A 22,035-nucleotide genomic window follows, 5' to 3' on the forward strand; every position below is an offset into this window, starting at 1 on the left:
GCTGGGTACTTGGGAAGCTCATGCCGACAGCCCCTTGATCATCTCCAGGATGCGGTCGGTGGTTGCTTTCAGGTCGTCATCGATCTCGGCCAGCGGCCGGGGCGGCTTGAAGACGTAGAAGTGCCGGTTGAACGGAATCTCGTAACCCACTCGGGTCTTGTCCGGGTCGATCCAGGCATCGGGCGCGTGCGGCAGCACCTCGCGCTCGAAGTATTCGGCCACGTCCTCCTTGTACGGCACGTTCTCGGTGTCGCGCAGCTTGCTGTCAGGCTGGGGCTTGCCTTTTTGCCTGCCACGCGTGCCCAGCACGATATTTCCGGCTTCGTCGCGCAGCGGCCGCTCCACGGTGATGCTGTGGTAGCCGAAGTCCTCGTTGTCGAAGATGCGGCTGATGGGCGTGCCGTCTTCGTCCCTGGCTTCCTGGAAGCTGCCAAAGAGCCGGGTGATGCGCTCGATGTGGGCGTCGGACAGCTCCTTGCGCTTGGAGCCCAGGCTCTTGCGCATCTTCTGCCACATGCCGCTGGCGTCGATCAATTGCACCTTGCCGCGCCGCTCGGCGGGTTTCTTGTTGGACAGAATCCAGACGTAGGTGGCGATGCCGGTGTTGTAGAACATGTCGGTGGGCAGGCCGACGATGGCTTCCAGCAGGTCGTTTTCCAGCACGTAGCGGCGAATCTCGCTCTCGCCCGAGCCGGCGCCGCCGGTGAACAGCGGCGAGCCGTTGAGCACGATGCCAAAGCGGCTGCCGCCTTCCTTGAGCGGGCGCATCTTGCTGATCAGGTGCAGCAGAAACAGCATGGAGCCGTCGGAGATGCGCGGCAGGCCGGGACCGAAGCGGCCGGCAAAGCCCTGGGTTTCGTGCTCGCGGCGGACTTCCTTCTCGACTTTCTTCCATTCCACGCCGAAGGGCGGGTTGGAGAGCATGTAGTCGAAGTGCTCGCCGTGGTGGCCGTCGTCGCTCAAGGTGTTGCCGAAGACGATGTTCTCCACCTTCTGGCCCTTGATCAGCATGTCGGCCTTGCAGATGGCGTAGGACTCGGGGTTGAGCTCCTGGCCGTAGACGTTCAGGCTGGCGCGGGGGTTCAGCTCGGCCAGGTATTCGCCGGCCACGCTGAGCATGCCACCCGTTCCCGCCGTCGGGTCGTACAGGGTGCGCACCACGCCGGGTTTGGACAGTGCATCGCTGTCTTCGACGAACAGCAGGTTCACCATCAGGCGGATGACCTCGCGCGGGGTGAAGTGCTCGCCGGCGGTTTCGTTGGAGAGTTCGGCGAACTTGCGGATCAGCTCCTCGAACACGGTGCCCATGTCGGCGTTGCTGACCCGGCTGGGGTGCAGGTCGATCTGGCAGAACTTCTCGGTGACCTGGTAGAGCAGGCCGGCCTTGGACAGGCGTTCGACCTGGGTCTGGAACTCGAAGCGCTCGAAGATGTCGCGCACTTCCGAAGAGAAGCCCTGGATGTAGGTAAGCAGGTTTTGCTCGACGTTGCTCGGGTCGCCCAGCAGCTTCTTGAGATCGAGCGGGGATTGGTTGAAGAACGGCAGGCCGGTCTTGCGCTGCAGGAACGGGCCGGGGTTGACGCCCAGCTTTTGCTTGGCGGCCAGCTCGGCCAGCACGGCGTCCTTGGTGGGTTCGAGCACGCAGTCGAGACGGCGCAGCACGGTGAACGGCAGGATGACCTTGCCGTAGTCGGACTGCTTGTAATCGCCGCGAAGCAGGTCGGCAACCGACCAGATGAAGGAGGACAGGGCTGCTTGGGTGGCCATGTGACGGAGTGTATCGGCGCAGCCCGCTGGCAAAGCCTGGCCGACAGCCCCATCTCGGCTGCCGTCTCAGTCTAGATTTTTCAGTCACATATTACTGAGGTGAGCCTCCAAAGCTCACCACACCCTGACGACCTCAGCAGCCCGGCCATCCCCAGCGGATCGCCGGGCTGTCTGCCGTCAGGGTTTTCCATCTGACTGAAGGAATCTTGCATGCACACCTGTCCCAACTGCCAATCCACCCGCGTTGTCGAACGCCACCTCGGGCGCGACACCGGCGGCGCCATCGGCTCCGTGGCCGGCGCTGCCAGCGGCATCGCTGCAGCCCTGCGCGGCGCCAGCGTGGGCGCCGAAGCCGGCACCACCGTCGGCTTCATCGCCGGCCCCGCCGGTGCCTCCGTGGGCGCCATCGCCGGCGCCTGCATCGGCGGCCTCATCGGCGGCGCCATCGGCCACGAATTCGGCCGCGAAGTCGGCAACACCATCGACACCCACTGGCTCGACAGCCACGCCTGCGTGGTCTGTGGCCACCACTTCAGTCCGCGGCTGGCTGTCTGAGCTGTCGATCCAGCTGTCCCTTTCTCTTTGATCTTGTTTTGCGTGGGCCCCTCGGGGCCTTTTTTCATGTCTGTTTGAAGGAGCATTCCCATGTCTGTTGCATTGGCGACCATCACCCCTGCCGAAACCCCTGGCAAACCCTGGGCAGCAACCTGCCCCCGAAGCAACCCATCGAGGCCTGGGCACGGGCTGCCGGCATGGACTGGCAGATCCGTGAAACCCCGGTGCGCTTTCTCAGCGAGCAGGCCGGCGCGCTCGGTGCCATCCAGACCTTCGACGAACAGAAGGTGCTCTACCGCAGCGACACCCAGCTGCCCCTGTCCGTGGTGAGCGCGCGCTACCAGGTGGTGCAACCCCGTGAAGTGCTGGAGTTCTACCGCGACCTGGTGGCCGTCTCCGGCTACGAGCTGGAAACCGCCGGCGTGCTCAAGGCCGGGCGCAGGTTCTGGGCCCTGGCCCGCACCGGGCAGGAGACCGTGCTGAAGGGGCGCGACCTGGTCCGCGGCTACCTGCTGCTGGCCAGCTCCTGCGATGGCAGCCTGGCCACTACCGCCACCCCGACCACCGTGCGCGTGGTGTGCCAGAACACCCTCGGCATCGCCCTGAACGGCGCCACCGGGGCCGTCAAGGTGCCGCACTCGACCCGCTTCGACGCCCAGGCCGTCAAGCAACAGCTGGGTGTGGCCGTCTCCCAGTGGGACAGCTTCATGTACCGCATGAAGACCCTGGCCGAGCGCAAGGTCAAGCGCCACGAGGCGATGAACTACTTCCTCAAGGTGCTGTGCCATGCCGATGGCCCGGGCGATGGTCGCATGAAGCTCAGCAACGAGCGGGCCCTGAAGAAGGTGCAGGCCCTGTACGACGGCCGCGGGCGCGGTGCCGAAGTCGGCGCGTCCCAGGACACCGCCTGGGGCCTGCTGTGCGCCATCACCGAGTTCGTCGACCACGAACGGCGTGCCCGCAGCCCCGAGTACCGGCTCGACAGCGCCTGGTTCGGCCCCGGTGCCCAGCTCAAGCAGCGGGCGCTGGATCAGGCCCTGGCCATGGTGGCCTGAGCCCATTGTTTCAACCTTGTCACAGGCCCCGGCATCGCAAGGCGCCGGGGCTTTCTTCCATCTGAAGGTGTGAATCATGAATCCCTTGATCGAATCGACGCCGGCCTCCAGTCCGGCGCCCAAACCCCGACCGGCCCTGCGCCTGGTCAAGACCCAGCAACTCAGCCGTGAGGACTGGCTGCAGGTGCGCCAGCAGGGCATCGGCAGCTCGGACGCCGCCGCGGCCGTGGGCCTGAGCCCGTACAAGTCGCCCCTGCAGCTGTGGGCCGAGAAGACCGGGCAGGCGCGGTTTCCCGAGCCGGATCCCAAGGACGACCGCCACCCCATGTACTGGGGCACCTTGCTGGAACCCATCGTGGCCGCGCACTACACCCGGCGCACCGGTCGGCGCGTGCGCCGCATCAACGCGGTGCTGCAACACCCCGCCACCCCTGGATGCTGGCCAACGTGGACCGCGAGGTCATGGGGTCACCGGAGGTGCAGCTTCTGGAGTGCAAGACCGCCGGCATCCATGGCGCCCGACTGTGGAAGGACGGGGTACCGGAGTACGTGCAGTTGCAGGTCATGCACCAGCTGGCCGTCACGGGCAAGGCGGCCTGTGACGTGGCGGTGCTGATCGGCGGGCAGGAGCTGCGCATTCACCGCATCGAGCGCGATGAGGCGGTGATCGAGCGGCTGATCGCGCTGGAGGCGGCGTTCTGGCAGCGGGTAGAGAGCCGGCAGGCGCCACCGGCGGACGGTTCGGACTCGGCCGAGGCCGCCTTGCGGGCGCTGTACCCGCAGGACGACGGGCAGACGCTGGACTTCACGCAGGACACGGAGATGGGCAGCACCTTCTCCGACCTGCAGGCCATCCGCCAGCGCATCCAGGCCTGCGCGCTGGAGGAAGCGCGGCTGCGCCAGCGCATCGAGGAACGCATGGGCGAGGCGTCCAAGGCGGTGTTCGAGACCGGCGAGGTGAGCTGGCGCCGGGCCAGGGACAGCGTGGTGCTGGACACCAGGCAGCTGCTGGCCGAGCAGCCGCAGCTGATGGAGAGCTATGGCAAGCGCAGGCCGGGCAGCCGGCGGTTTCTGATGACAGCTGCCGAATCAACCGAATCAACCGAACCAACTGAATGAAGGAGAAACAGCCATGTTGAAAGGATTGGCCATGACCCCGCCCGTGATCGGGCGGATTTCGATTGGGCGCGTGGTGGAGCGAAACGGCAAGCGCCTGCCGGAGAAGGACGATGAGTTCACCCTGACCAGCCAGGTGCAGGGTCTCGACGGTTGGGTGCGGCATCCGCTGGATGCGGCGCTGCGCCAGGACGGGGCCAAGCTGCGCAGCATTCCGGTGCGGCTGGTGTTCGGCGCGCCGGAGCTGAACCTGCGGGCGAGCTTCACCTTGTTCGACCGGAGCACCGGCCGGCCCTGGTGCGTGGGCGATGGGGAGCGCTGCAAGCGGGTGACCGAGCAAGGCATCGAGAGTTTGCCGTGTCCGACGCCGGCGGCCTGCCCCTGGGGCAGGAGGGGCGCTGCAAGCCGTATGGGCGGCTGCATGTGCGGGTCATGGCGCCGGAAGTAGAAGCAGGTGCAGGAGCGGGCGCAGGAGAGGACGACGGGCTGGGAACCTTTGTGTTCCGAACCACGGGCTTCAACAGCATCCGCACGCTGGCAGCGCGCCTGGCCTACTTCAAGGCGGTGTCGGGCGGGATGCTGGCGTCCTTGCCGCTGACGCTGCGCCTGAGGGGCAAGTCGACGACGATGTCGCACCGCACGCCGATCTACTACGTGGATCTGACGACACCTGCGGGCATGAGCCTGGAGCAGGCGATCGTGCAGGCCGGCGAGGAGGATGAACGGCGCAAGCAGCTGGGGTTTGACCAGTGGGCGCTGGATGAGGCCGCTCGTGAAGGCTATGCGGCCGGGGCGTTCGAGGAGTCGGAAGAAGAAGGGGCGGCCGTGGTGGAGGAGTTCTACCCGGACGCCGATGGGCAGGAGACCCAGGCCGATGAAGCCTCGAGGGCCACGTTGGAAGCCAAGCTGGAGCGCAGGCTGCGGCGGCAGGGGAGCGGGTCACAGGAGATCCATGAGGTGCGTGCAAGGCCCTCAGAGTCTGCTGCCAGGTCTCGGTTCTAGGCTTGAAGGACTCCCGAGGGCTTTGGCGTTCTCGGGGTTCTTTTTTGGTGTTTTGTGTGGGTGCGACGGAGGAGCGCATCGTGTCCGATGAGCTACCAGCCATGTGCTTCTACATCCGCGGCAAGAACGCCGATAGCCGGCACGTGTGCTTCATATGCTTCCACTGGCGGTGCAGGACTAGCGGAAATGAAGTCCCGAGATTCAACGGCGTTGATGGCCGAGCTTCGACCGAAACTGTGCGACCAGAACAAAGCCGGCCTTCCCGGTTGATCGGCATCTGCCCAGAACAGCAAGGGGCGAGTTCGGCTCTGGGCTTGGGAGCACTCTAGTGCAGAGCAACTACGCCGTCGTCTACCAAGGGCAGATAGTCCGACAGCTGAATGGTCCGGCTACCCCATCGGAACCGCACCTCTGTGATGGAGCCCGGCTTCGCCCCCAGCTGCTTCAAGAGAGCTCCAAGCGAGTCAAGACATCCCGCTCCCAGGGATCGCGCACCTTCGATACCAGCATGGGCGCAGTCATTGCTTTCCCTCGGTTTGTTTTTGCCTGCTTTCCTCTGAGGCGTCGGCGACAACTCCTTGCCCTGAGCAGCCTGCTGTGGTGCCGGCTGATGCGGCTCCTCCTCTATTTCGGGCTGCGCGCTGTGGCGAATGCAACCCACGTAGGAAAGCCGCTGCGTTGTGCAGTCCGGCCTTACGGCCATAAAGCATTCGCGGCCAAAGCCGCTCTTGGCTACAGCAATGTGATCAATCGCCGCAGTCGCGTCGTGAAGTGGATGGTGCTTGAGCAGGCTTTGTAGCTCCTGCCTGTCGACGTCGCTCACCGTCTCGCCCACCTTGTATCTGTGAAGCATTTCAGAAAAGTGCAGACGGGCTTTGTTCTGACTGGTGAAGGTCTTGTGGTCAAGTACCACTGGAATGGCAGCTGGCATGTCAAACTCCTTTTAAATATAACAATATGGAACCGAAAGGCAAAGACCTCTCATATGTATATAAAAGTATATTTTGAAATCAGTCTGCATTCCTGCCAATCAATACGAAGAAGATATATTCAATGAAATAATTATTCATAACCAAATGCTATGGGAAATGGATTCATCGATAAGAGCTCAGATTCTTGTTCTACAGAGAGTAGAAATGGATGCGCACTTACCGTTTCTCATCAATCCCCACTCAAAGTCCCTTAAAGAGGCCTTATTCATTTGGAGTACACGAATGGCGACATTTCACATGAGCATCAAGAGCGGAAAGCGGGGACAGGCCCTGCCACATTCAGACTACATTGCACGCATAGGAAGGTTTGGAAGAAAGCCGGGAGCCGATCACCTGGTGGCCCAGGAATCAGGGAATCTTCCCTTTTGGGCGCACGGCTCACCAAGAACATTCTGGCGCACTGCAGACCGCTATGAGCGTCTCAACGGAGCAGCATATCGAGAAATAGAGCTTGCTCTACCCAGGGAGCTAAGCAACGAACAAAATATAGAGCTGGTAAAGAATTTGGTTCAGAGCGTCATCGGCGAAAAACCTACCAATGGGCTATTCATTCCCCATCAGCGGCCTTGGAGGGTGGACCGCAGCCTCATGTTCATTTGATGTTTTCTGACAGGGTAACCGACGGCATCGATAGGTTGCCAGAGGCTCACTTCAGGCGATACAACGCGCGCGACCCAGGATTGGGCGGATGCAGAAAAACAAGTGGCGGCAAGGATCGTAACGCTCTCACCAAAGAGGTCAGTGCGTTGCGTGCAGAGTGTGCACGACTGATAAATTGTCACTTAGAGCAAAATGGTCACGAAAGTCGTGTAGATCACAGGTCTCACATTCAGCGCGGGATAGCTGATGCTCCAGAAGTACACCTCGGGCCCCGGCGTGTTCGTCTTCTAATCAAATAACGTCAAGACATCCCGCTACATCTGCTACGCGTAGCAGATGTAGCCGGGTCGCTTATGACGTCATAGATTTCTTTGAAACACTACGGCAGGGCTCTTCCTAGAGCAATGTAACTGCTCAGAATCGTAATGCCCGAAAAACAACGAGGAGACAGCAGTGCATGCGCACTGGAAGGGTGCACTACAGGAGGTCATATTTGGAGCTATCCATGAGGCCGAAAGCTCCTGTGTGCGCTTTAGCCTGAGGTTTCCTTCTGTTGATATTTGCTTCTCTATCGCTTATTTCCTTTACCACCTGCGGATCCAACCGAATAAAATCCCAATCACGCCTTAGGTAGCAGAGTTCCACGCCATTCGACAGAGAGTGAAAGCTTATGATGTTATTCTCCCGGAGATTTTCCAGCGCGCGCTCCAGCCTCCCGTTGGATTTTGCGCGCATAAACACGGGACCATATTGCCTCAACTCACGAACAGTCCACGTTGCCCTAGCCGGATAATTATCTCTCTTTTTCCTCAGCCACTTGGAAAGAGTATTTGCATCTTCATAATCCTCCACAAAAACCCCAAATGATCCAAACAGCCGAAGATGCTCGCCCTTGAAATCTTCAACCCATGCTATCGCCTTTTGAGGATATCCTCTCCAATCTCGTCGCCGCTTGATTCAAGAAGATGAAACAAGCCAGCCAAACGAGTCACATGCTCACCCGATTTGGAAACCCAGTCCCTGATAGCCCCGTACTTTGCATCCACAAGAGATCCGCTTTCGCTCTTGTTCACATAGGAATCCAGCTCGTCTTGGGCAGATTCAGAAAAAACAACTTTCTCCGACTTCTTTCCCTTTGATTGTCGCGCGAGACTCTTCTGCCAATTCACGCAGTCTCGCTAGAAAGTTATCTAGACCATCCCTGTTACCCAATGCCACTCCGGAAGTGCGCGTACCTTGAGTGGATTCTGGATTGATGACTAGGCAGCGTGACAAGAAACCCGAACTACGGGCCATCTCATCCTTGGATTGACAGAACTGCTTGAAAGCTTTGGATTGAACCATGACAGAAATCGTCAAGGATGTATCAATCGTCTCTATCAACGTCGTTCGACTTCTTTCCACACGCGCCATCTCCCCGCCCCACAGGAGACAGAGGGTTTCGAGATCCCTCATTGTTTGACCCGTCAGATGCCTAGCCCCTTCTGGAGAAAACACTCCCCAGCGGGCCATTGCTGCATACCTTCCAGCAATGCACGCGGACTGATGTCGTCATAGAACAGTCGGGGCTGCGCCGGCTTCACGGGCCGGCCTGCCAACACCCGCTCCAGCTGTCGCTGTAGCTCCTGGATAGATTCCGGCCTCCTCACCGCAGCCCGCCGAATCTCTGCTTTTAGGCCTTTGACTTGCTCGTTCCAAGCAATGACCTGAGCTGCATTCTGATGCTGAGCACCGTCGTGCTCTGCCATCCAACGGGCCTCCAACTCTTGGAGATCTCTCCTGAAAATTGCATCGACCGTCGACTTGCGCTCGCCGGACTCAGCGACCACAAAATGAAGAGTCCCAGCGGTGTTCCAGGCAGGCCTGGACGCTGAACCCGAGCGATTGATTGCCCAGCGACAGCCAGTGCGCCCAGTGCAGCACACTCTACAAGGGGCCGCGGTGCACCAGTCGCCTTCACAACATCGTCTACGGCCCTTCCAAGGGTATCTGGATACCGATCAGGCTTCACTTGGTATCTGAATGATGGTTGCATGTTCCTGTTCATTTAGGTGGCTCGGACCTTGGAAGCACTCAGCCGGTTCAAGGAGGTCGATGCTCGATGGCATCATGAATTAGCTCGGTCGCAGCCATGGAGCCAAGGAGCCGCTGGATCACTATCCGTGGCGGGCCAAGTCGAAGAATGCCTCTTCGCCAGTGAACTATGTGCTGCGCCAGCCGAGAAAGGGCGCTTGACCGCTACCGAGGTCATCCTGCAGCGGCGCAACGTACAATTGTCGGACAAGGCTTCCTTGTCCAATTTTTGTCCAACCCGCGTTGGGTCGATCCTTGAATTTTGGCTGTTTGAAATGGCGGCTTCCCTCTGGTGCAGGTCGCCCTGCTCACCATCTACGACATGTGCAAGGCGGCGGACCGTGGCATGGTGATGACCGGCGTGCGCTTGCTGGAGAAGCACGGCGGCAAGTCGGGCAGCTACGTGGCTGGGTGACGCATTCGACCTCTGCGGGAGGCGATGCGCCCCATCGCGGGCAAGCCCGCTCCCACAGAACGTTGCGCACCACAGGAAGCCTATACTCCCCATGATGGCAGCCTGCAGCGCCCGTCCGTAGGGCGCTAGCACCGCATACTCCCCCAATAAATGCTTGACCTGTAGGGTCGGCCTTGGCCGCGATGCAGTGCCCGCCCTGCGCAAGTCCTGCTTGCGCCGACACTGGCTTACGGCGCACTCGCCCCTGCAACTGCTCTCGCGCGCCTTGCAGCACCTTGGCGTTGTCCTGCACCCACTGCGCGTGCTCCTTCGGGAACGCGGCGCGAAAGCGCGCCAGGTGCGCCAGCGCAATATCGTCGCGCCCCAGCAGCGTGGCGCTTTCGATGACCTTGATGGCGACGCGCGGCTCGGGCGAGAAGTGCAGCGTGCGCAGCGCGGCAGGCAGCATCCACGCGGCGTTGTCGCGCACCGCCGGGCGCGTGGTCACCTCGGCAAAGCGCACCGCGTCGGCGTACAGCCAGGACTTTTGCGCGTGGCCCATGGCATCGTCGCGGTACATCGCGGCGCGCTGCTCCAGCGGCAGGTAGATCTGGCTGATGCGGTGGTAATCCCAGCCCGCGTAGGCCACCGCCGCCAGCATCGCCGCGGCCACGGGGTAGCGCAGCGCGCGCAGCCCCGGCGCCGCATCGCGCGCGCCATCGCGCGTGGCCCACAGCAGCCACGCGCAGACCACCGCCGCCATCTGGAACGGCCCGTACCACAACGGGTATTCCACCAGGCTGTGAATGCCGATCACCGCCAGCACGCCCCAGGCCAGCTGGCGCGTGGGTGCTGCTCGGCCCACGGGCGTCCGCGCCAGACCAGCCAGGCCACCAGCCCGCACACCGCCAGCGCCACCGGCACGCCCAATTCCACCGCCAGGTGCAGCGGCAGGTTGTGCGCGTTGTCCAGGATGTGGCAAAAGCGCGCGCCCTCGTACAGCGTGATGTAGTGCGCGTAATCCAGCTCGCCCCAGCCCCAGCCCGTCCACGGCTTCAGGCCAATCAGGTGCAGCACGTTGCGCCACAGGATCAGGCGGCTGCCGCAGGTCGATTCGCCCGTGCGCAGGCGCTCCAGCATGTCGCGCCCTGCCACGCCATCGGCCCACTGCGCCAGTTGCGGCAAGGCCAGCGCCGCCAGCACATACAGCGCCACCGCGCCCCCACCGCCAGCACCGCGCGCTGCCCGCGGCCGGCCCGCAGCGCCCAGCACGCCACCAGCATGCCGCACGACAACAGCGCCACCAGCCCCACGCGCGACGCCGTGGCCGCCAGCGCCGCCATCAGCAGCGCGCCCAGCGCCAGCGCCGCGCCCACCGGCACGCGCCCGGCCTGCACCCACCAGCGCAGCGCCAGCGCGCCGATCACCAGCAACGACGCCAGCTGGTTGGGCTGCCGCAGGTTGCCGAAGGCCTGCCCCGGCTGGGCGATGTTGACCCAGGGAACAGCGGCGCCTCCAGATCGAAATACTGCAGCAGCGCGATCAGCGCGCTGAGCACCGCCGCCGCCAGCCAGCCCGTGGCCGCCACCGTCGCGCCGCGCTCGGCATCGCGCGGCCACAGCACCAGCAGCACCGCCGCCACGCCCGCCGCCACCAGATACGGCAGCGTGGTCGCCATGGGGCCGGCGGTGAACGGCCACAGCCAGGGCAGCGCCAGCAGCACGGCGCACAGGGGAATGATCGGCATGGGGGCGGATTGTGCCCAACGCGGGGGCTGGGGCAGCGCTGCATTGAGGTTCGTCTTCAGCGCGGCAGGCCGGGCGCGGGCAGCCGCCGCGGCCTTGGGCAATCCGCCGTCGGCACCTACACTGTCAGGCCGCACCCTTTCCACCTGCCACAGCCATGAACGCCGTCACCCACCCCTTCGAGCGCATCAGCGTCGACGACTATCTGCTCGGCGAGCAGCAGACCGACATCAAGCACGAGTACCTGGACGGCCAGGTCGTCGCCATGGGTGGTGCGAGCGACCGGCACGGGCTGCTGACGGTGTCACTTGCCAGCTTGCTGCTGCCCCACGCACGCCGCAAGGGCTGCCAGCTCTTCGTGGCCGACATGAAGCTGCGCCTGGACCACGACGGTGCCAGCTACTTCTACTACCCCGACCTGCTGCTGAGCTGCGACCCCGCCGACCGCGAATCACCCCTGTACCGGCGCACCCCTGCCTGCTCGTCGAAGTGCTGTCGCCCTCCACCGAACGCATCGACACGCGCGAAAAACTGCTCGCCTACCGCCTGCTGCCCAGCCTGCGCGAATACCTGCTGCTGCGCCAGGACACCCTGCACGCCGAGCTGTACCAGCGCGGCGGCGATGGCGGCTGGACGCACCAGCGGCTGACACAGCCGGACGACGCCTTCAGCCTGCTCTGTCTGCAGGCCAGCGTCAGCCTGCGGGACATCTACGCCGATATCCCGGAGCTCATGGGTTGAAATCGCGACCGAGCCTCGAGGCGTTCCAGTTTTTATATTTCGATGATCGTGTCGCTGTACCGCGCCACCATCGCCTCGTGCGTCAGCAAACGCAGCGGCTCCGTCAGGGCTTGCGCCACCAGCAGGCGGTCGAAAGGGTCTTGATGATGGGGCGGCAGGTCCGCCGCCGCTGCGGCGTGCTCCGGCAAGACTGCCAGCAGCCGATAGCCCGACTCCTGAAAGTAGCCCAGCGCCTCCTGCCCCGACACCGGCATGTCGCCACGCCCCAGGCCATGCTTGATGGCGATCTCCCACACCGTTGCCGCACTCACCCACACCGTGGCCGCCGGCGACTCGATCAGCGCGCGCGCACGATCACTCAGGCGCGGGCTGTCGGCAAGGGCCCACAACGCCACATGCGTGTCCAGCAGCAGGTTCATCGCGCCGCACCGCCCATCAGCAGACGCGCCACCTCGGCGTTGTGCACGTCAATGTCGTCCGGCACCACGAACCGACCGCGCGCCACGCCAATTCGCCGTCCCACCGGTGCGTCGGCCAAAGGCACCAGCCGCGCCACCGGCCGCCCATTGCGGGCGATCACGACCTCGGGCACATGCCCCTGTTCCACGGCCTCCACCAGCCGCGACAGGGACGACTTGGCTTCCAGCATGTTGACGGGTTGCATAGCAGAACTCCTCATGAAGGAAGACTAGCTTAGTCTGGCTAATATCCGGCGTCAACCATCGTCGTGCGGCTGTTGTGAAACCTGCTTGCCGCCCATGCCGAGCCGCGCCTGGCCCCGTGCTCACCCCCGAAGCCTTTGTGGCAGCTGCGCTGCGCGGCGCCTGAGAGGCAAGTTTTTTTAGCGAAAAGCCTCAGACAGCGCAGCACGAGCGGGCTCGCCCGCGATAAGACGACGCTTCGCCACGAACGCTTGATCGCGGGCAAGTCCGCGCCCATATGACGAATGAAGTCTGAAATCGTGATCTGACCCCATTTTCCCGTGCATTTGGCTGGCCAAGGCCGCACGCGATCTGACCCCAATTTTCCCCCAGACCCACGCGCGAGGCCGTGGCCGCCAGTCCCGTCAGCAGCAGCGTGGCCATGCCCGCCGCAAGCCGGTTGCTCAGGCCCCTGCGCAACCACCAGCGCAAGCTCAACAGCCCGATCACCAGGAGAGAAGCCAATTGATTGGGCTGGCGCAGATTACCGAACGCCTGCCCCGGCTCGGCTATGTTGACCCAGGGGAAAAGCGGACCCTCGAGATCGAAATACTGCAGCAGCGCGATCCCACTGCTGACCAGCGCCGCCCCCAGCCAGCCCGCGGCCACTGCGCGCAGGGGCGCATCTCGCCCCGAAGCCCGCGCCGGCCACGCCAGCAGCAGCACAGCCGCCACCGTCACGCCCGCCAGATACGGCAGCGTAGCCGCCACGGGGCCAGAGGTAAAGGGCCAGAGCCAGGGCAGCGCCACCAGCAGTGCGCACAGAGGAACAAAGGACATGGGCTGGATTGTGCCCATGCCCTCGGCCCTGCCCGGCGTGGGCAAAACACCCGCCGCCGCCTACACTGACGGCCTAGCCCTCGAAGGACTGCCCATGAACGCCGCCATCCACCCGCTCGAACGCCTTGGCGTGGACGACTATCTCAAGCTGAGCAGCGCGCCGAGGTCAAGCACGAATACCTCGACGGCCAGATCGTCGCCATGGGCGGCGCAAGTCGCGCGCACGGCTTGCTGGCCCTCTCGCTCAGCGCCCTGCTGCTGCCCCACGCCCGCCGCAAGGGATGCCAGCTGTTCACAGCCGACATGAAGGTGCGTATCGACCACGACAGCGGCAGCTGGTTCTATTACCCCGACTTGGTGCTCGCCTGCGACCCCACCGACCGCGAACCGATGTACGTGCGCCGCCCTTGCCTGCTGGTGGAAGTGCTTTCGCCCAGCACCGAACACATCGACACGCGCGAAAAGCTGCTGGCCTACCGCCTGCTGCCGAGCCTGCGCGAATACCTGCTGCTGCGCCAGGACAGCCTGCAAGCCGACCTGTATCAGCGTGCCGCTGACGGCCGCTGGCAGCACCAACGCTTGACCGCGCCGGGCGACGTGCTCACGCTGGAATGCCTGGGTGCTCATGTCACGCTGGGCGAGATTTATGTCGACCTAGCGGATTTGAGCGTCGCGTGACCCCGGGTGGGCGGACCAAAAATCGTGATCTGACCCCATTTTTACCCCATTTTTACTCCAGCGCGGCGACGATGGCGGCTGGACGCACCAGCGGCTGGCACAGCCGGACGACGCCTTCAACCGGCTCTGCCTGCGGGCCAGCGTCGGCCTTCGGGTTATCTACGCCGATTTGCCGGAGCTGGTGGGTTGAAATCGTGATCTGACCCCGAATAACCAAGCGCCATGCTTCTGCTGGATTTCGGCGCTCACAGCACCACCAGATGCTCCTCTGATGCGCCCGGCACCGCGCTCAAGGGCATGCGCCGGTCAAACGTGACCAGTCGCCCGCCGTGCCGCATCGCCAGCGCCAGCAGGTACAAGTCGGTCAACTGGCGCGGACTGTGAATATGGCCGTGCTCAAAGCGCGCGGCATCCAGCAGGCTGACATCGTCCGGCCAGAACTCGTGGAACGGTGCCGCTGTCGAGCGCGCCAGCATCGCCACCAACGTGCGCAGTGGTTGCGGCTGCTGGTAACCCGGCTGCGCCATGATGCGCAGGCAGCCGTTCTGCGTCAGCGGGCAACTGGCCCAACCCTGCCCGGCATGCGCCTGAAACCAGCGCGAAGCCAAGCCATGATGCACGTGATCGCTGTCATGCAGCGCGATCAGCACATTGACATCGAGCAGCGCCCGCACCTCACACACCCTCTTCGTCGCGCAGGCGGTCGATCAGCGCGTTGCTGATGATGGCTCCCCGCGCCGGCAGCGGATGAATGCCATAAGCCGCCAGCGGCTCTGCCGTGCGCGACACCACCACCGGCGGCGCCTCTGGCGCGGCAAACGCCTGGCGCGCCAACTCGCTGATTACCTCGCCCAGGGGCTTTTTCTGCCGCCGGGCCAACTCCTTCGCCGCCAACAAGACGTCATCCGCAATGTCCAGGGTAGTTCGCATGACTGTGTCCTGCATGTTGATGTGATGCTTGATGCTAACACATCACGCATATCGACCCTGGCGGACGCAGCTGGTGCGGCCCCGGAGGGCGACTTGATGCTTCCGCCAAGCAGCCTGCACGAATACCTGCAGCTGCACCACAGGACACCCTGCACGCCGAGCTGTACAACAAGCGATATCGAGCGCGCCAAAGCCATGGCGCTGGAGTTGCAAGATGAGCAACGCACCATCCGGATCAAGACCCGGCCGTTTGATATGGCCAACTACCTCGGCAGCGAGGCGGAAATCACCGAGTACCTGCGTCAGGCCCTCGAAGACGGCGACCCGGCCGAACTGGCCGCCGCCCTGGGCGACATTGCCCGCGCCCGCGGCATGACCCAACTGGCCCGCGACACGGGCCTGTCGCGCGAAAGCCTGTACGAAAGCCTGTCGGGCGAACGCGCGCCCAGCAGCGAAACGCTGTTCAAAGTCATCCGCGCCATGGGGTACAAGCTGTCCTTGCAGGCCCGGCCTTGAGGCGGGTGTTCAGGCGGGGGCCAGCCCGCCTGCCCAACGCTTGCGGTGATGAGCAGTCCACCGTGGCAGCGAGCGTGTCACGCAAGGTCACGGCCTGAAATCGTGATCTGACCCCAATTTTCCCAGCAGGTTCATCGCGCCGCACCGCCCATCAGCAGACGCGCCACCTCGGCGTTGTGCACGTCAATGTCGTCCGGCACCACGAACCGACCGCGCGCCACGCCAATTCGCCGTCCCACCGGTGCGTCGGCCAAAGGCACCAGCCGCGCCACCGGCCGCCCATTGCGGGCGATCACGACCTCGGGCACCTGCCCCTGTTCCACGGCCTCCACCAGCCGCGACAGGGACGACTTGGCTTCCAGCATGTTGACGGGTTGCATAGCAGAACTCCTTATGAAGGAAGACTAGCTTAGTCTGGCTAAGATCCGGCGTCAACCATCGTCGTGCGGCTGTTGTGAAACCTGCTTGCCGCCCATGCCGAGCTGCGCCTGGCCCCGTGCTCACCCCCGAAGCCTTTGTGGCCGCTGCGCTGCGCGGCGCCTGAGAGGCAAGTTTTTAGCGAAAAGCCTCAGACAGCGCAGCACGAGCGGGCTCGCCCGCGATAAGACGACGCTTCGCCACGAACGCTTGATCGCGGGCAAGTCCGCGCCCATATGACGAATGAAGTCTGAAATCGTGATCTGACCCCATTTTCCCGCCAGCCCAACGCGCGAGGCCGTGGCCGCCAGCGCCGACACCAGCAGCGCGCCCAGCGCCAGCGCCGCGCCCATCGGCACGCGCCCCGCCTGCACCCACCAGCGCAGCGCCAGCAGCCCCATCACCAGCAGCGACGCCAGCTGGTTAGGCTGCCGCAGGTTGCCGAACGCCTGCCCCGGCTGCGCGATGTTGACCCAGGGAACAGCGCCGCCTCCAGATCGAAGTACTGCAGCAGCGCGACCCCGCTGCTGAGCAGCGCCGCCGCCAGCCAGCCGCCCGCCACCGCAGCCACCGCCCCCGCGCGATCGCGCGCCGGCCACAACGCCAGCGCCAGCGCCGCCAGCACGGCCGAAGCCAGGTAGGGCAGCGTCGCCGCCACCGGGCCGTAAGTGAACGGCCACAGCCAGGGCAGCGCCAGCAGGCACGCCAGCAGCGTGCGTCGAACCAAGGGTTGCATGGGGGCGGATTGTGCCGAAGCGGCGTCGCGGGCTCGGCACCCGCGCAGCGCCCCAGCTAGACTGCCCATACCCTGGAGGACGGTGCCATGTCATCACCGCCCGCCACCCGTCTTGTGCCCATCAGCGTGGACGACTAGATGACGCGCACGCCACCGCTCTTGCAGCGATTTCCCGGCGCCCACGCAGCTTGCACACGCCGCCCATGCCTTCCATGGCATATCGGCTGCCCAGCCTGTTCGATCGGCATTTGCCCTTGATGCAACAGCGTCGATAAAGCGAGAAGTTTGTCATCGACATCTCAGCGACAAACACCAAGCGTTGATAAACGAGCGCGTCAGTGCTGGCATCATGCAGGATGCATGTGCCATGGGCACTGGCATTCACACGTCCCGCCCCAGATCCGCCCCATGTCAACTCTTCACGTCCTACGAAACCGCATTGCCCAGAAATCCGCCGTCGTCGGCATCTATGGCCTGGGTTACGTCGGTTTGCCACTGGCACTCAGATTCAGTGAGGTCGGGCTCAAAGTCGTCGGCTTTGACATCGACACAAGCAAGGCAGCGCTGCTGAATTCAGGTCAAAGCTACATCGAGCGCATCACCCCGGACCGCATACAGCACGCTCTCGACCAGGGTTTCGAGGCCACAACCGACTTTGCCCGAACCTCTGAAGTTAACGCCCTCATCATTTGCGTTCCCACACCACTGAACCGCCACCGCGAGCCGGACCTGAGCTTCATTGTCAATACCGTCGAAGCAGCGCTGCCCCACACACACCCAGGACAGCTCGTCAGCCTGGAGAGCACGACCTGGCCAGGCACCACGGACGAAGTGCTGGCGCCGCGTCTGCGCGCGCACGGGCTGGAGCCCGGCGTCAACTGCGCCCTGGTCTTTTCGCCCGAGCGCGAAGACCCAGGCAACCCCACTACGGAACCAAGGACATCCCCAAGATCATCGGCGGCACCACTGCGCGCTGCCTGGAGTTGGGAACAGCGCTCTATCAGCACGCCATTCAAACCATGGTGCCCGTCAGCAGCACCCGCGCTGCCGAAATGACCAAGCTGCTGGAAAACATCCACCGCAGCGTCAACATCGGTCTGGTCAATGAGATGAAGATCGTCGCCGACAAGATGGGCATCAACATCCACGAGGTCATCGACGCCGCCGCCACCAAACCCTTCGGCTTCGTGCCCTACAAGCCCGGCCCCGGCCTGGGCGGCCACTGCATCCCCATCGACCCCTACTACCTGACCTGGAAAGCACGCGAGTACGGCGTCAACACCCGCTTCATCGAGCTGGCCGGCGAGATCAACCACCACATGCCGCACTGGGTGGTCGGCAAGGTGGCCGACGCGCTGAACGAGCGTGGCAAGGCCGTCAAGGGCAGCCGCATCCTGGTGCTGGGGCTGGCCTACAAAAGAACATCGACGACACGCGCGAATCGCCTGCGGTGGAAATCATGGACCTGCTGCAAGCCAGGGGCGCGCACATCGGCTACAGCGACCCGCACGTGCCGGTGTTCCCGCGCAAGCGGGACTATCACTTCGATCTGGAGTCGGTGCCATTGAGCGCCCAAACCCTGGCCAGCTACGACTGCGTGATACTCGCCACCGATCACGATGGATTTGACTACGCGCTGCTGAAAAGCCATGCGCAGCTGATCGTGGACACGCGGGGACGCTGGACGTCCGCACCCAACATCGTCAGCGCGTAGGCTGATCTGCCTGCCTTGCCTGCCCCCATGATCGCTCCACTCCTGAAGCAACCCGAAGGCAAGATGCTGGAGTTCAAACGCGACCTGTCATCGCCGCGCAACGTGCTCAAAACGCTCGTGGCCTTCGCCAATGCGACGGGCGGCTGGTGATCGGGGTGGACGACACACGGCAGGTGCTTGGCGTGACGCGTGCCGCCGCTGTCAATCTGCATTGCACATGAATAGGCAACCCGCCATCTGGTTTCCCACAGTACGCACGGGCACCGGCACCGACGTCTTCACCGAGCGCCTCGCAACCGATTTGCAGGCGCGCGGCCTGCGCGCAGCAATCACCTGGCTGCCATTGCGTGCCGAATATGCCCCCTGGACAGTGGCCATACCGCAGCCACCGGCGTGGGCCAACATCGCGCATGTCAACACCTGGCTGCACCCGCGCTTTCTGCCCCCGAAACTGCCCATCCTCGCCACCCTCCACCATTCCGTGCATCACCCGGCCGCCAGCGCCTACAAAGGCGTGCTGCGCTCTGCCTATCACCGCCTGTGGATTGCACCCAACGAGCGCCGTGTTCTGCGCCGCGCCAACGGCATATCCGCAGTGAGCCAGTTCGTCGCAGATACCGCTCGGCAAACCCTGCTGGATGCCCCCATGCACGTCATTTACAACGGCGTGGATACCGCCCTGTTCGTGCCAGGTGTGCGCCAGCGAGGTACGGGCGAACCTTTTCGGCTGCTGTACGTGGGCAGTTGGATGGCGCGCAAAGGCGTGGACTTGCTCGCGCCCATCCTGCGCGAACTGGGTGAGGGTTTTGAGTTGCACTACACCGACGGGCCTGCCTCTGCACAAGACAAACAGAACCTGCCAGCCCATATGCACGACATTGGCCGCCTGCAAGGCGACGCTGCCGTCGTGGCCGCCATGCAGACCGCAGACGCCCTGCTGTTTCCATCGCGCAGCGAAGGCTTTGGGCTGGTGGCGGCAGAGGCCATGGCCTGCGGCCTTCCGGTGATCGCGACACGCGGCTCATCCCTCACTGAAGTCGTCCAGGACGGCGTGACCGGTCTGCTGTGCCCGCAAGACGACGTGCAGGCGTTTGCCACGGCTGCGCGCATGTTGGCGGCGGACCCCGCGCTTTGCGCCAACATGGCAGCCGCGGCACGCCGGCGCATTGAATCAACCTTTTCGGTGGAAGCCATGGTGGACGCTTACGCCCATCTCTACAGCACCGCCTTGGAACAAGGGGCCGCCCTCAAAGGCGCTCGGGCTTGCCACCCAGCATGAGCCGCAGGCTTTCCAGCATGGCAACCACCCTGATCAGAACCGCCACGAACAGAACGCGCAACCTGTCGAAGAAGCCAATGTCTTGATTCGACAGGATCCAGCCGACCGCCTGCCATGCTGACCGCTGTTTGGCCAGAGCGGCGGTACCGGCATGGGCCAAGCCAAGCTGGCGCAAGGATCTTCTACCCGCCACCACCCGTCGCGCCTGCTTCATGGCACTGCGCAGGCTGGATCGGGCCGGGGTCATCACGACGGCCTCCGGCGTGTAACACACGGCAAAGCCCTGTTTCGTCGCGCGCCAGCACCACTCCCGGTCGCCGCCAGAGAGCAATCGCTCCTCGAAAGGGCCTGTCGCGTCGAACTGCGCACGCGTGCAGAAAAGATTGGCCGTGGCGGTAAAGCCCTTTTCCTTCACGTTGCTGTCCTGCCCGAACCCCATCAGTTGCTGGTACATCGCCACGGCCGTCGGCTTGCTTTCGGGCGTGAACAAAACCTCGCCGCCCACGATGCGGCCACCGTTGCCCGCCAGCAGCGCGGCATGGCCCGCGCGGAGCCAATCGGGCGCCGGCAAGCAGTCCGCATCGGTAAACGCCAGGCCATCCGCGCTCGATGCACGGACACCGGCATTGCGCGCCGCGTAGGAACCCGGCGTTTCATGGCGTACCAGCTTGACCGGGAATGGCAGCGCCGCAGCCACCTCGATCGGCGGTGTGGAACCGTTGTCAACCACGATCACCTCGAAGGCAGACGTATCCGGTTGCTGATCAGCCAGCCGTTGCAGGCAACGCGTCAAACCTTTCAAGTCGTTGAAGACCGGAATGATCACGCTGATCTGGGGAACGTGTTCGGAGAGATTCATCGGGAAGTCTTGCGGGCGTGCATGAAGATGAGGAACGTCGCCATCAAGCCGATGAACTCGGCCGCAAGCTTGGCCTCGGCTGCGCCTGTCACGCCATTGGCAGGCACCAGCACCAGGGCGGCAACGACGAACACCCCCGTCGTGAGAATGTCGGAAAAGGAACGGCGCCAGGCCCGGTCGCTGGTGGTGAGCAGGCTGCCCACCAGTTGCCGAAAGCCATTGAGCGGTACCCAGAACGCCAATATCGCCACAAGCGCACCGCCGGCCTCGAACCCCGGCCCCAGCCAGCGGACGAGGTAAGGCGCCGCCAGCAGGCTGACAAGCACGCAGATCACCCCATAACCCGCGAATGCCATGGCATAGCGACGCAAGAACTGCATGTGGCCTGGCCCGATGGCCGTTCCCAGTGCGAACAAATGGTGGCTGCGGGACTGGATTAACGCACCGAACGGGATGGCAAAGGCCGCCATGATGCGCGTCGTGGCCGAATAGATGCCCGTCTGGTCGGCGGAAGTCAGACGGTACACGGCCAACTTGTCCGCCTCGCCTGCAAGGCTGTTCACCAGGTTCGATCCGGCGTAGGCCACGCTGTAATCCGGCGTCAGCACCGCCCGCAAGCGCGGGCAGGCGGGCCATGGCAGCCATGCACAGGCCAGCAAGATCGCCAGGACGCAAGCTGCGGCCATTGCCAGCAATACCCAAAGGGCAAATGCGCCGACATCGGGAGCGGCACCCCGCCACAAAAGCACAGCCGCCACCAGGAACCGCGCCACCGCTGGCAGGCTCTGGATCAGGGCGCCCATGCGATAACGCGCATGCGCAATGAAGGCATAACCCACGGCAGAGATAAGCGGCACCAGCAACAGCTCGGCAATGCCGATTGGAACCAAGGCATCGGCGAACAGCGGGCCGGACAGCCATTGACCCGCAAAAAGCGCGTAGGCGCACAAGATCAGCAGCCCGCTGGCCACATGCCGCGCCAGGCATGCACCCCAAGCCTGGGGAACACCGCCGCGTCCCGCGATGCAAGCCGCACCAGGCCAATCCCGCTGCCCAAGCCCACCAGCGTGGCCCCAATGGCCGCCAGTGCCACTGCGGTGGCCAGCGCGCCATACCCACCCGGCCCCAGCAGCCGCGTGCCGGCGAACAGATACAGCGTCAACAAACCCACCCGCATCAACTGGGAGGCCACCACGAACAACTGCGGGCCATCCAGTGCGCGGCGAAGAAACTGCCGTAGCGCTTCCGCGCCCATGCGGTGCGTCATGCGGACTGCGCAGCGAATGCAAACACCGCCGCATAGTGGCGATCCTCGAACTCGGCGACCGGCTCCAACTGGTAGTGTTTGCTGCGCCCGGCGCGGGTGAGCAAGCGGTGCAGCGAGC

31 protein-coding genes and 5 pseudogenes are annotated in these 22,035 nt (G+C 63.9%); 15 read left to right on the plus strand and 21 right to left on the minus strand.

Annotated elements, in window-relative coordinates:
* Positions 1-18: 18 nt before the first annotated feature.
* A complete protein-coding gene (locus H0I39_RS09215) occupies positions 19-1,767 on the minus strand; it encodes a type I restriction-modification system subunit M (protein ID WP_180550291.1) in 1,749 nt (582 codons plus the stop codon).
* Between the two features lie 210 nt (positions 1,768-1,977).
* Between H0I39_RS09215 and H0I39_RS09220 the strand changes: the two genes are divergently transcribed.
* From H0I39_RS09220 to H0I39_RS09235, 4 genes and pseudogenes are all read left to right on the plus strand, one after another.
* Entirely contained in the window at positions 1,978-2,322 is a 345-nt protein-coding gene (locus H0I39_RS09220; protein ID WP_180550292.1) for a glycine zipper domain-containing protein, read from the plus strand.
* A 101-nt stretch (positions 2,323-2,423) separates the two neighbouring features.
* Complete coding sequence (locus H0I39_RS09225) at positions 2,424-3,377, plus strand: DUF932 domain-containing protein (protein WP_180551752.1); 954 nt, start codon at positions 2,424-2,426, stop codon at positions 3,375-3,377.
* A 76-nt stretch (positions 3,378-3,453) separates the two neighbouring features.
* Positions 3,454-4,496, plus strand: a pseudogene (locus H0I39_RS09230) (YqaJ viral recombinase family nuclease).
* Positions 4,497-4,509: 13 nt separating this feature from the next.
* Positions 4,510-5,495: pseudogene (locus H0I39_RS09235) on the plus strand (recombination directionality factor).
* A 325-nt stretch (positions 5,496-5,820) separates the two neighbouring features.
* On the opposite strand, the gene H0I39_RS09240 reads toward H0I39_RS09235, so the two are convergent.
* A complete protein-coding gene (locus tag H0I39_RS09240) occupies positions 5,821-6,426 on the minus strand; it encodes a DUF3223 domain-containing protein (protein WP_180550293.1) in 606 nt (201 codons plus the stop codon).
* Positions 6,427-6,724: 298 nt separating this feature from the next.
* Between H0I39_RS09240 and H0I39_RS21970 the strand changes: the two genes are divergently transcribed.
* Both H0I39_RS21970 and H0I39_RS21975 read left to right on the plus strand, forming a co-directional pair.
* Positions 6,725-7,087 (plus strand): MobA/MobL family protein, encoded by a 363-nt coding sequence (locus tag H0I39_RS21970; RefSeq protein WP_257645714.1) that lies wholly within the window; start codon positions 6,725-6,727, stop codon positions 7,085-7,087.
* On the plus strand, positions 7,084-7,386 hold the full coding sequence (locus H0I39_RS21975) for a MobA/MobL family protein (RefSeq protein WP_506329676.1): 303 nt from the start codon (positions 7,084-7,086) through the stop codon (positions 7,384-7,386). The genes H0I39_RS21970 and H0I39_RS21975 overlap by 4 nt, the downstream gene beginning before the upstream one ends.
* Before the next feature lie 178 nt (positions 7,387-7,564).
* On the opposite strand, the gene H0I39_RS24710 is transcribed toward H0I39_RS21975, so the two are convergent.
* Genes H0I39_RS24710 through H0I39_RS09260 form a run of 4 tightly spaced genes read right to left on the minus strand, consistent with a single transcriptional unit; the run spans position 7,565 to position 9,012 of the window.
* On the minus strand, positions 7,565-7,939 hold the full coding sequence (locus tag H0I39_RS24710; protein WP_506329677.1) for a hypothetical protein: 375 nt from the start codon (positions 7,937-7,939) through the stop codon (positions 7,565-7,567).
* Positions 7,940-7,998: 59 nt separating this feature from the next.
* Positions 7,999-8,256, minus strand: a complete 258-nt coding sequence (locus H0I39_RS09250) for a DUF3987 domain-containing protein (RefSeq protein ID WP_180550294.1) — start codon at positions 8,254-8,256, stop codon at positions 7,999-8,001.
* Positions 8,189-8,599 (minus strand): DUF3987 domain-containing protein, encoded by a 411-nt coding sequence (locus H0I39_RS24055; protein ID WP_180550295.1) that lies wholly within the window; start codon positions 8,597-8,599, stop codon positions 8,189-8,191. The genes H0I39_RS09250 and H0I39_RS24055 overlap by 68 nt, the downstream gene beginning before the upstream one ends.
* Complete coding sequence (locus tag H0I39_RS09260) at positions 8,554-9,012, minus strand: DUF3987 domain-containing protein (RefSeq protein ID WP_308645816.1); 459 nt, start codon at positions 9,010-9,012, stop codon at positions 8,554-8,556. The genes H0I39_RS24055 and H0I39_RS09260 overlap by 46 nt, the downstream gene beginning before the upstream one ends.
* Before the next feature lie 440 nt (positions 9,013-9,452).
* Between H0I39_RS09260 and H0I39_RS09265 the strand changes: the two are divergent.
* Positions 9,453-9,575 (plus strand): annotated as a pseudogene (locus H0I39_RS09265) (cyclic pyranopterin monophosphate synthase MoaC); the annotation flags it as partial.
* 334 nt (positions 9,576-9,909) lie between these two features.
* On the opposite strand, the pseudogene H0I39_RS21980 reads toward H0I39_RS09265, so the two are convergent.
* From H0I39_RS21980 to H0I39_RS09280, 4 genes and pseudogenes are all read right to left on the minus strand, one after another.
* A pseudogene (locus H0I39_RS21980) lies at positions 9,910-10,458 on the minus strand (Wzy polymerase domain-containing protein); the annotation flags it as partial.
* The gene (locus tag H0I39_RS24715; protein ID WP_180549132.1) at positions 10,368-10,694 is read right to left on the minus strand and encodes an O-antigen ligase family protein; all 327 of its coding nucleotides are present in this window, start codon (positions 10,692-10,694) and stop codon (positions 10,368-10,370) included. The gene H0I39_RS24715 and the pseudogene H0I39_RS21980, both read right to left, overlap by 91 nt.
* The gene (locus H0I39_RS24720) at positions 10,646-11,044 is read right to left on the minus strand and encodes a pilin glycosylation ligase domain-containing protein (protein ID WP_506329698.1); all 399 of its coding nucleotides are present in this window, start codon (positions 11,042-11,044) and stop codon (positions 10,646-10,648) included. Before H0I39_RS24720 ends, H0I39_RS24715 begins: the two co-directional genes overlap by 49 nt.
* Positions 10,978-11,301, minus strand: coding sequence for a hypothetical protein (locus tag H0I39_RS09280; RefSeq protein WP_180549134.1), 324 nt, complete (start codon positions 11,299-11,301; stop codon positions 10,978-10,980). The genes H0I39_RS24720 and H0I39_RS09280 overlap by 67 nt, the downstream gene beginning before the upstream one ends.
* A 155-nt stretch (positions 11,302-11,456) precedes the next feature.
* Between H0I39_RS09280 and H0I39_RS09285 the strand changes: the two are divergent.
* Positions 11,457-12,040: pseudogene (locus tag H0I39_RS09285) on the plus strand (Uma2 family endonuclease).
* 32 nt (positions 12,041-12,072) lie between these two features.
* Here H0I39_RS09285 and H0I39_RS09290 read toward each other — a convergent pair.
* The 3 genes from H0I39_RS09290 to H0I39_RS09300 form a co-directional block, all read right to left on the minus strand.
* Positions 12,073-12,459 carry a type II toxin-antitoxin system VapC family toxin gene (locus H0I39_RS09290; RefSeq protein WP_180550297.1) on the minus strand — a complete coding sequence of 129 codons (387 nt, stop codon included), beginning with the start codon at positions 12,457-12,459 and terminating at the stop codon, positions 12,073-12,075.
* Positions 12,456-12,704 carry a type II toxin-antitoxin system Phd/YefM family antitoxin gene (locus tag H0I39_RS09295; protein WP_180550298.1) on the minus strand — a complete coding sequence of 83 codons (249 nt, stop codon included), beginning with the start codon at positions 12,702-12,704 and terminating at the stop codon, positions 12,456-12,458. Before H0I39_RS09295 ends, H0I39_RS09290 begins: the two co-directional genes overlap by 4 nt.
* A gap of 190 nt (positions 12,705-12,894) precedes the next feature.
* On the minus strand, positions 12,895-13,539 hold the full coding sequence (locus H0I39_RS09300) for a pilin glycosylation ligase domain-containing protein (RefSeq protein WP_180550299.1): 645 nt from the start codon (positions 13,537-13,539) through the stop codon (positions 12,895-12,897).
* Positions 13,540-13,722: 183 nt separating this feature from the next.
* Here H0I39_RS09300 and H0I39_RS09305 point away from each other — a divergent pair, with 183 nt between their 5' ends.
* A complete protein-coding gene (locus H0I39_RS09305; RefSeq protein ID WP_257645717.1) occupies positions 13,723-14,199 on the plus strand; it encodes a Uma2 family endonuclease in 477 nt (158 codons plus the stop codon).
* Between the two features lie 245 nt (positions 14,200-14,444).
* Here the strand turns inward: H0I39_RS09305 and H0I39_RS09310 are convergent, their stop codons facing one another.
* The gene (locus H0I39_RS09310) at positions 14,445-14,873 is read right to left on the minus strand and encodes a TA system VapC family ribonuclease toxin (RefSeq protein ID WP_180550300.1); all 429 of its coding nucleotides are present in this window, start codon (positions 14,871-14,873) and stop codon (positions 14,445-14,447) included.
* 1 nt (position 14,874) lies between these two features.
* Positions 14,875-15,144 carry a CopG family transcriptional regulator gene (locus H0I39_RS09315; RefSeq protein ID WP_257645718.1) on the minus strand — a complete coding sequence of 90 codons (270 nt, stop codon included), beginning with the start codon at positions 15,142-15,144 and terminating at the stop codon, positions 14,875-14,877.
* Between the two features lie 81 nt (positions 15,145-15,225).
* Between H0I39_RS09315 and H0I39_RS09320 the strand changes: the two genes are divergently transcribed.
* Positions 15,226-15,645 carry an addiction module antidote protein gene (locus H0I39_RS09320; protein WP_373368276.1) on the plus strand — a complete coding sequence of 140 codons (420 nt, stop codon included), beginning with the start codon at positions 15,226-15,228 and terminating at the stop codon, positions 15,643-15,645.
* 131 nt (positions 15,646-15,776) lie between these two features.
* Here the strand turns inward: H0I39_RS09320 and H0I39_RS09325 are convergent, their stop codons facing one another.
* The 3 genes from H0I39_RS09325 to H0I39_RS21990 all read right to left on the minus strand — a co-directional run bounded on the left by H0I39_RS09325 (position 15,777) and on the right by H0I39_RS21990 (position 16,798).
* A complete protein-coding gene (locus H0I39_RS09325; protein WP_180550301.1) occupies positions 15,777-16,025 on the minus strand; it encodes a type II toxin-antitoxin system Phd/YefM family antitoxin in 249 nt (82 codons plus the stop codon).
* Positions 16,026-16,145: 120 nt separating this feature from the next.
* Positions 16,146-16,529: a pilin glycosylation ligase domain-containing protein gene (locus H0I39_RS21985; RefSeq protein ID WP_373368337.1), complete on the minus strand. Its 384-nt coding sequence runs from the start codon at positions 16,527-16,529 to the stop codon at positions 16,146-16,148.
* Positions 16,463-16,798: a hypothetical protein gene (locus H0I39_RS21990; protein WP_257645720.1), complete on the minus strand. Its 336-nt coding sequence runs from the start codon at positions 16,796-16,798 to the stop codon at positions 16,463-16,465. Before H0I39_RS21990 ends, H0I39_RS21985 begins: the two co-directional genes overlap by 67 nt.
* A 408-nt stretch (positions 16,799-17,206) precedes the next feature.
* On the opposite strand from H0I39_RS21990, the gene H0I39_RS23225 reads away from it, so the two are divergent.
* From H0I39_RS23225 to H0I39_RS09345, 5 genes are all read left to right on the plus strand, one after another.
* A complete protein-coding gene (locus tag H0I39_RS23225; protein WP_307776795.1) occupies positions 17,207-17,854 on the plus strand; it encodes an NAD(P)-binding domain-containing protein in 648 nt (215 codons plus the stop codon).
* Positions 17,851-18,366, plus strand: a complete 516-nt coding sequence (locus tag H0I39_RS23230; RefSeq protein WP_307776796.1) for a nucleotide sugar dehydrogenase — start codon at positions 17,851-17,853, stop codon at positions 18,364-18,366. Before H0I39_RS23225 ends, H0I39_RS23230 begins: the two co-directional genes overlap by 4 nt.
* Positions 18,258-18,512: a UDP binding domain-containing protein gene (locus H0I39_RS23235; protein ID WP_307776797.1), complete on the plus strand. Its 255-nt coding sequence runs from the start codon at positions 18,258-18,260 to the stop codon at positions 18,510-18,512. The genes H0I39_RS23230 and H0I39_RS23235 overlap by 109 nt, the downstream gene beginning before the upstream one ends.
* A gap of 27 nt (positions 18,513-18,539) precedes the next feature.
* A complete protein-coding gene (locus H0I39_RS09340; protein ID WP_257645721.1) occupies positions 18,540-18,662 on the plus strand; it encodes an AlbA family DNA-binding domain-containing protein in 123 nt (40 codons plus the stop codon).
* Positions 18,663-18,729: 67 nt separating this feature from the next.
* Positions 18,730-19,791, plus strand: coding sequence for a glycosyltransferase family 4 protein (locus H0I39_RS09345; protein WP_180550303.1), 1,062 nt, complete (start codon positions 18,730-18,732; stop codon positions 19,789-19,791).
* Here the strand turns inward: H0I39_RS09345 and H0I39_RS09350 are convergent.
* From H0I39_RS09350 to H0I39_RS22000, 3 genes are read right to left on the minus strand one after another with little or no spacing between them, the layout of a single operon-like run.
* A complete protein-coding gene (locus H0I39_RS09350) occupies positions 19,760-20,650 on the minus strand; it encodes a glycosyltransferase family 2 protein (RefSeq protein WP_180550304.1) in 891 nt (296 codons plus the stop codon). The genes H0I39_RS09345 and H0I39_RS09350 overlap by 32 nt on opposite strands.
* Positions 20,647-21,621: a lipopolysaccharide biosynthesis protein gene (locus H0I39_RS21995; RefSeq protein ID WP_257645722.1), complete on the minus strand. Its 975-nt coding sequence runs from the start codon at positions 21,619-21,621 to the stop codon at positions 20,647-20,649. Before H0I39_RS21995 ends, H0I39_RS09350 begins: the two co-directional genes overlap by 4 nt.
* Complete coding sequence (locus H0I39_RS22000) at positions 21,603-21,917, minus strand: hypothetical protein (protein WP_257645723.1); 315 nt, start codon at positions 21,915-21,917, stop codon at positions 21,603-21,605. The genes H0I39_RS21995 and H0I39_RS22000 overlap by 19 nt, the downstream gene beginning before the upstream one ends.
* Between the last annotated feature and the right edge of the window lie 118 nt (positions 21,918-22,035).

The organism is Ottowia beijingensis (assembly GCF_013423955.1).
Classification (GTDB): domain Bacteria; phylum Pseudomonadota; class Gammaproteobacteria; order Burkholderiales; family Burkholderiaceae_C; genus Ottowia; species Ottowia beijingensis.

Excerpts from the sequence above, each read along its gene's own strand:
- H0I39_RS09220 (WP_180550292.1), top strand. The coding sequence starts at position 1,978 with ATGCACACCTGTCCCAACTGCCAATCCACCCGCGTTGTCGAACGCCAC.
- H0I39_RS21970 (WP_257645714.1), top strand. The coding sequence starts at position 6,725 with ATGAGCATCAAGAGCGGAAAGCGGGGACAGGCCCTGCCACATTCAGAC.
- H0I39_RS23225 (WP_307776795.1), top strand. The coding sequence starts at position 17,207 with ATGTCAACTCTTCACGTCCTACGAAACCGCATTGCCCAGAAATCCGCC.
- H0I39_RS09340 (WP_257645721.1), top strand. The coding sequence starts at position 18,540 with ATGATCGCTCCACTCCTGAAGCAACCCGAAGGCAAGATGCTGGAGTTC.
- H0I39_RS09295 (WP_180550298.1), bottom strand. The coding sequence starts at position 12,704 with ATGCAACCCGTCAACATGCTGGAAGCCAAGTCGTCCCTGTCGCGGCTG.
- H0I39_RS22000 (WP_257645723.1), bottom strand. The coding sequence starts at position 21,917 with ATGACGCACCGCATGGGCGCGGAAGCGCTACGGCAGTTTCTTCGCCGC.
- H0I39_RS09320 (WP_373368276.1), top strand. The coding sequence starts at position 15,226 with ATGCTTCCGCCAAGCAGCCTGCACGAATACCTGCAGCTGCACCACAGG.
- H0I39_RS09315 (WP_257645718.1), bottom strand. The coding sequence starts at position 15,144 with ATGCAGGACACAGTCATGCGAACTACCCTGGACATTGCGGATGACGTC.
- H0I39_RS09305 (WP_257645717.1), top strand. The coding sequence starts at position 13,723 with ATGGGCGGCGCAAGTCGCGCGCACGGCTTGCTGGCCCTCTCGCTCAGC.
- H0I39_RS23230 (WP_307776796.1), top strand. The coding sequence starts at position 17,851 with ATGACCAAGCTGCTGGAAAACATCCACCGCAGCGTCAACATCGGTCTG.
- H0I39_RS21990 (WP_257645720.1), bottom strand. The coding sequence starts at position 16,798 with ATGCAACCCTTGGTTCGACGCACGCTGCTGGCGTGCCTGCTGGCGCTG.
- H0I39_RS09215 (WP_180550291.1), bottom strand. The coding sequence starts at position 1,767 with ATGGCCACCCAAGCAGCCCTGTCCTCCTTCATCTGGTCGGTTGCCGAC.
- H0I39_RS09290 (WP_180550297.1), bottom strand. The coding sequence starts at position 12,459 with ATGAACCTGCTGCTGGACACGCATGTGGCGTTGTGGGCCCTTGCCGAC.
- H0I39_RS24715 (WP_180549132.1), bottom strand. The coding sequence starts at position 10,694 with ATGCTGGAGCGCCTGCGCACGGGCGAATCGACCTGCGGCAGCCGCCTG.
- H0I39_RS09240 (WP_180550293.1), bottom strand. The coding sequence starts at position 6,426 with ATGCCAGCTGCCATTCCAGTGGTACTTGACCACAAGACCTTCACCAGT.
- H0I39_RS09280 (WP_180549134.1), bottom strand. The coding sequence starts at position 11,301 with ATGCCGATCATTCCCCTGTGCGCCGTGCTGCTGGCGCTGCCCTGGCTG.
- H0I39_RS09350 (WP_180550304.1), bottom strand. The coding sequence starts at position 20,650 with ATGAATCTCTCCGAACACGTTCCCCAGATCAGCGTGATCATTCCGGTC.
- H0I39_RS23235 (WP_307776797.1), top strand. The coding sequence starts at position 18,258 with ATGGACCTGCTGCAAGCCAGGGGCGCGCACATCGGCTACAGCGACCCG.
- H0I39_RS09325 (WP_180550301.1), bottom strand. The coding sequence starts at position 16,025 with ATGCAACCCGTCAACATGCTGGAAGCCAAGTCGTCCCTGTCGCGGCTG.
- H0I39_RS09345 (WP_180550303.1), top strand. The coding sequence starts at position 18,730 with ATGAATAGGCAACCCGCCATCTGGTTTCCCACAGTACGCACGGGCACC.
- H0I39_RS24055 (WP_180550295.1), bottom strand. The coding sequence starts at position 8,599 with ATGGCCCGCTGGGGAGTGTTTTCTCCAGAAGGGGCTAGGCATCTGACG.
- H0I39_RS09300 (WP_180550299.1), bottom strand. The coding sequence starts at position 13,539 with ATGGGCACAATCCAGCCCATGTCCTTTGTTCCTCTGTGCGCACTGCTG.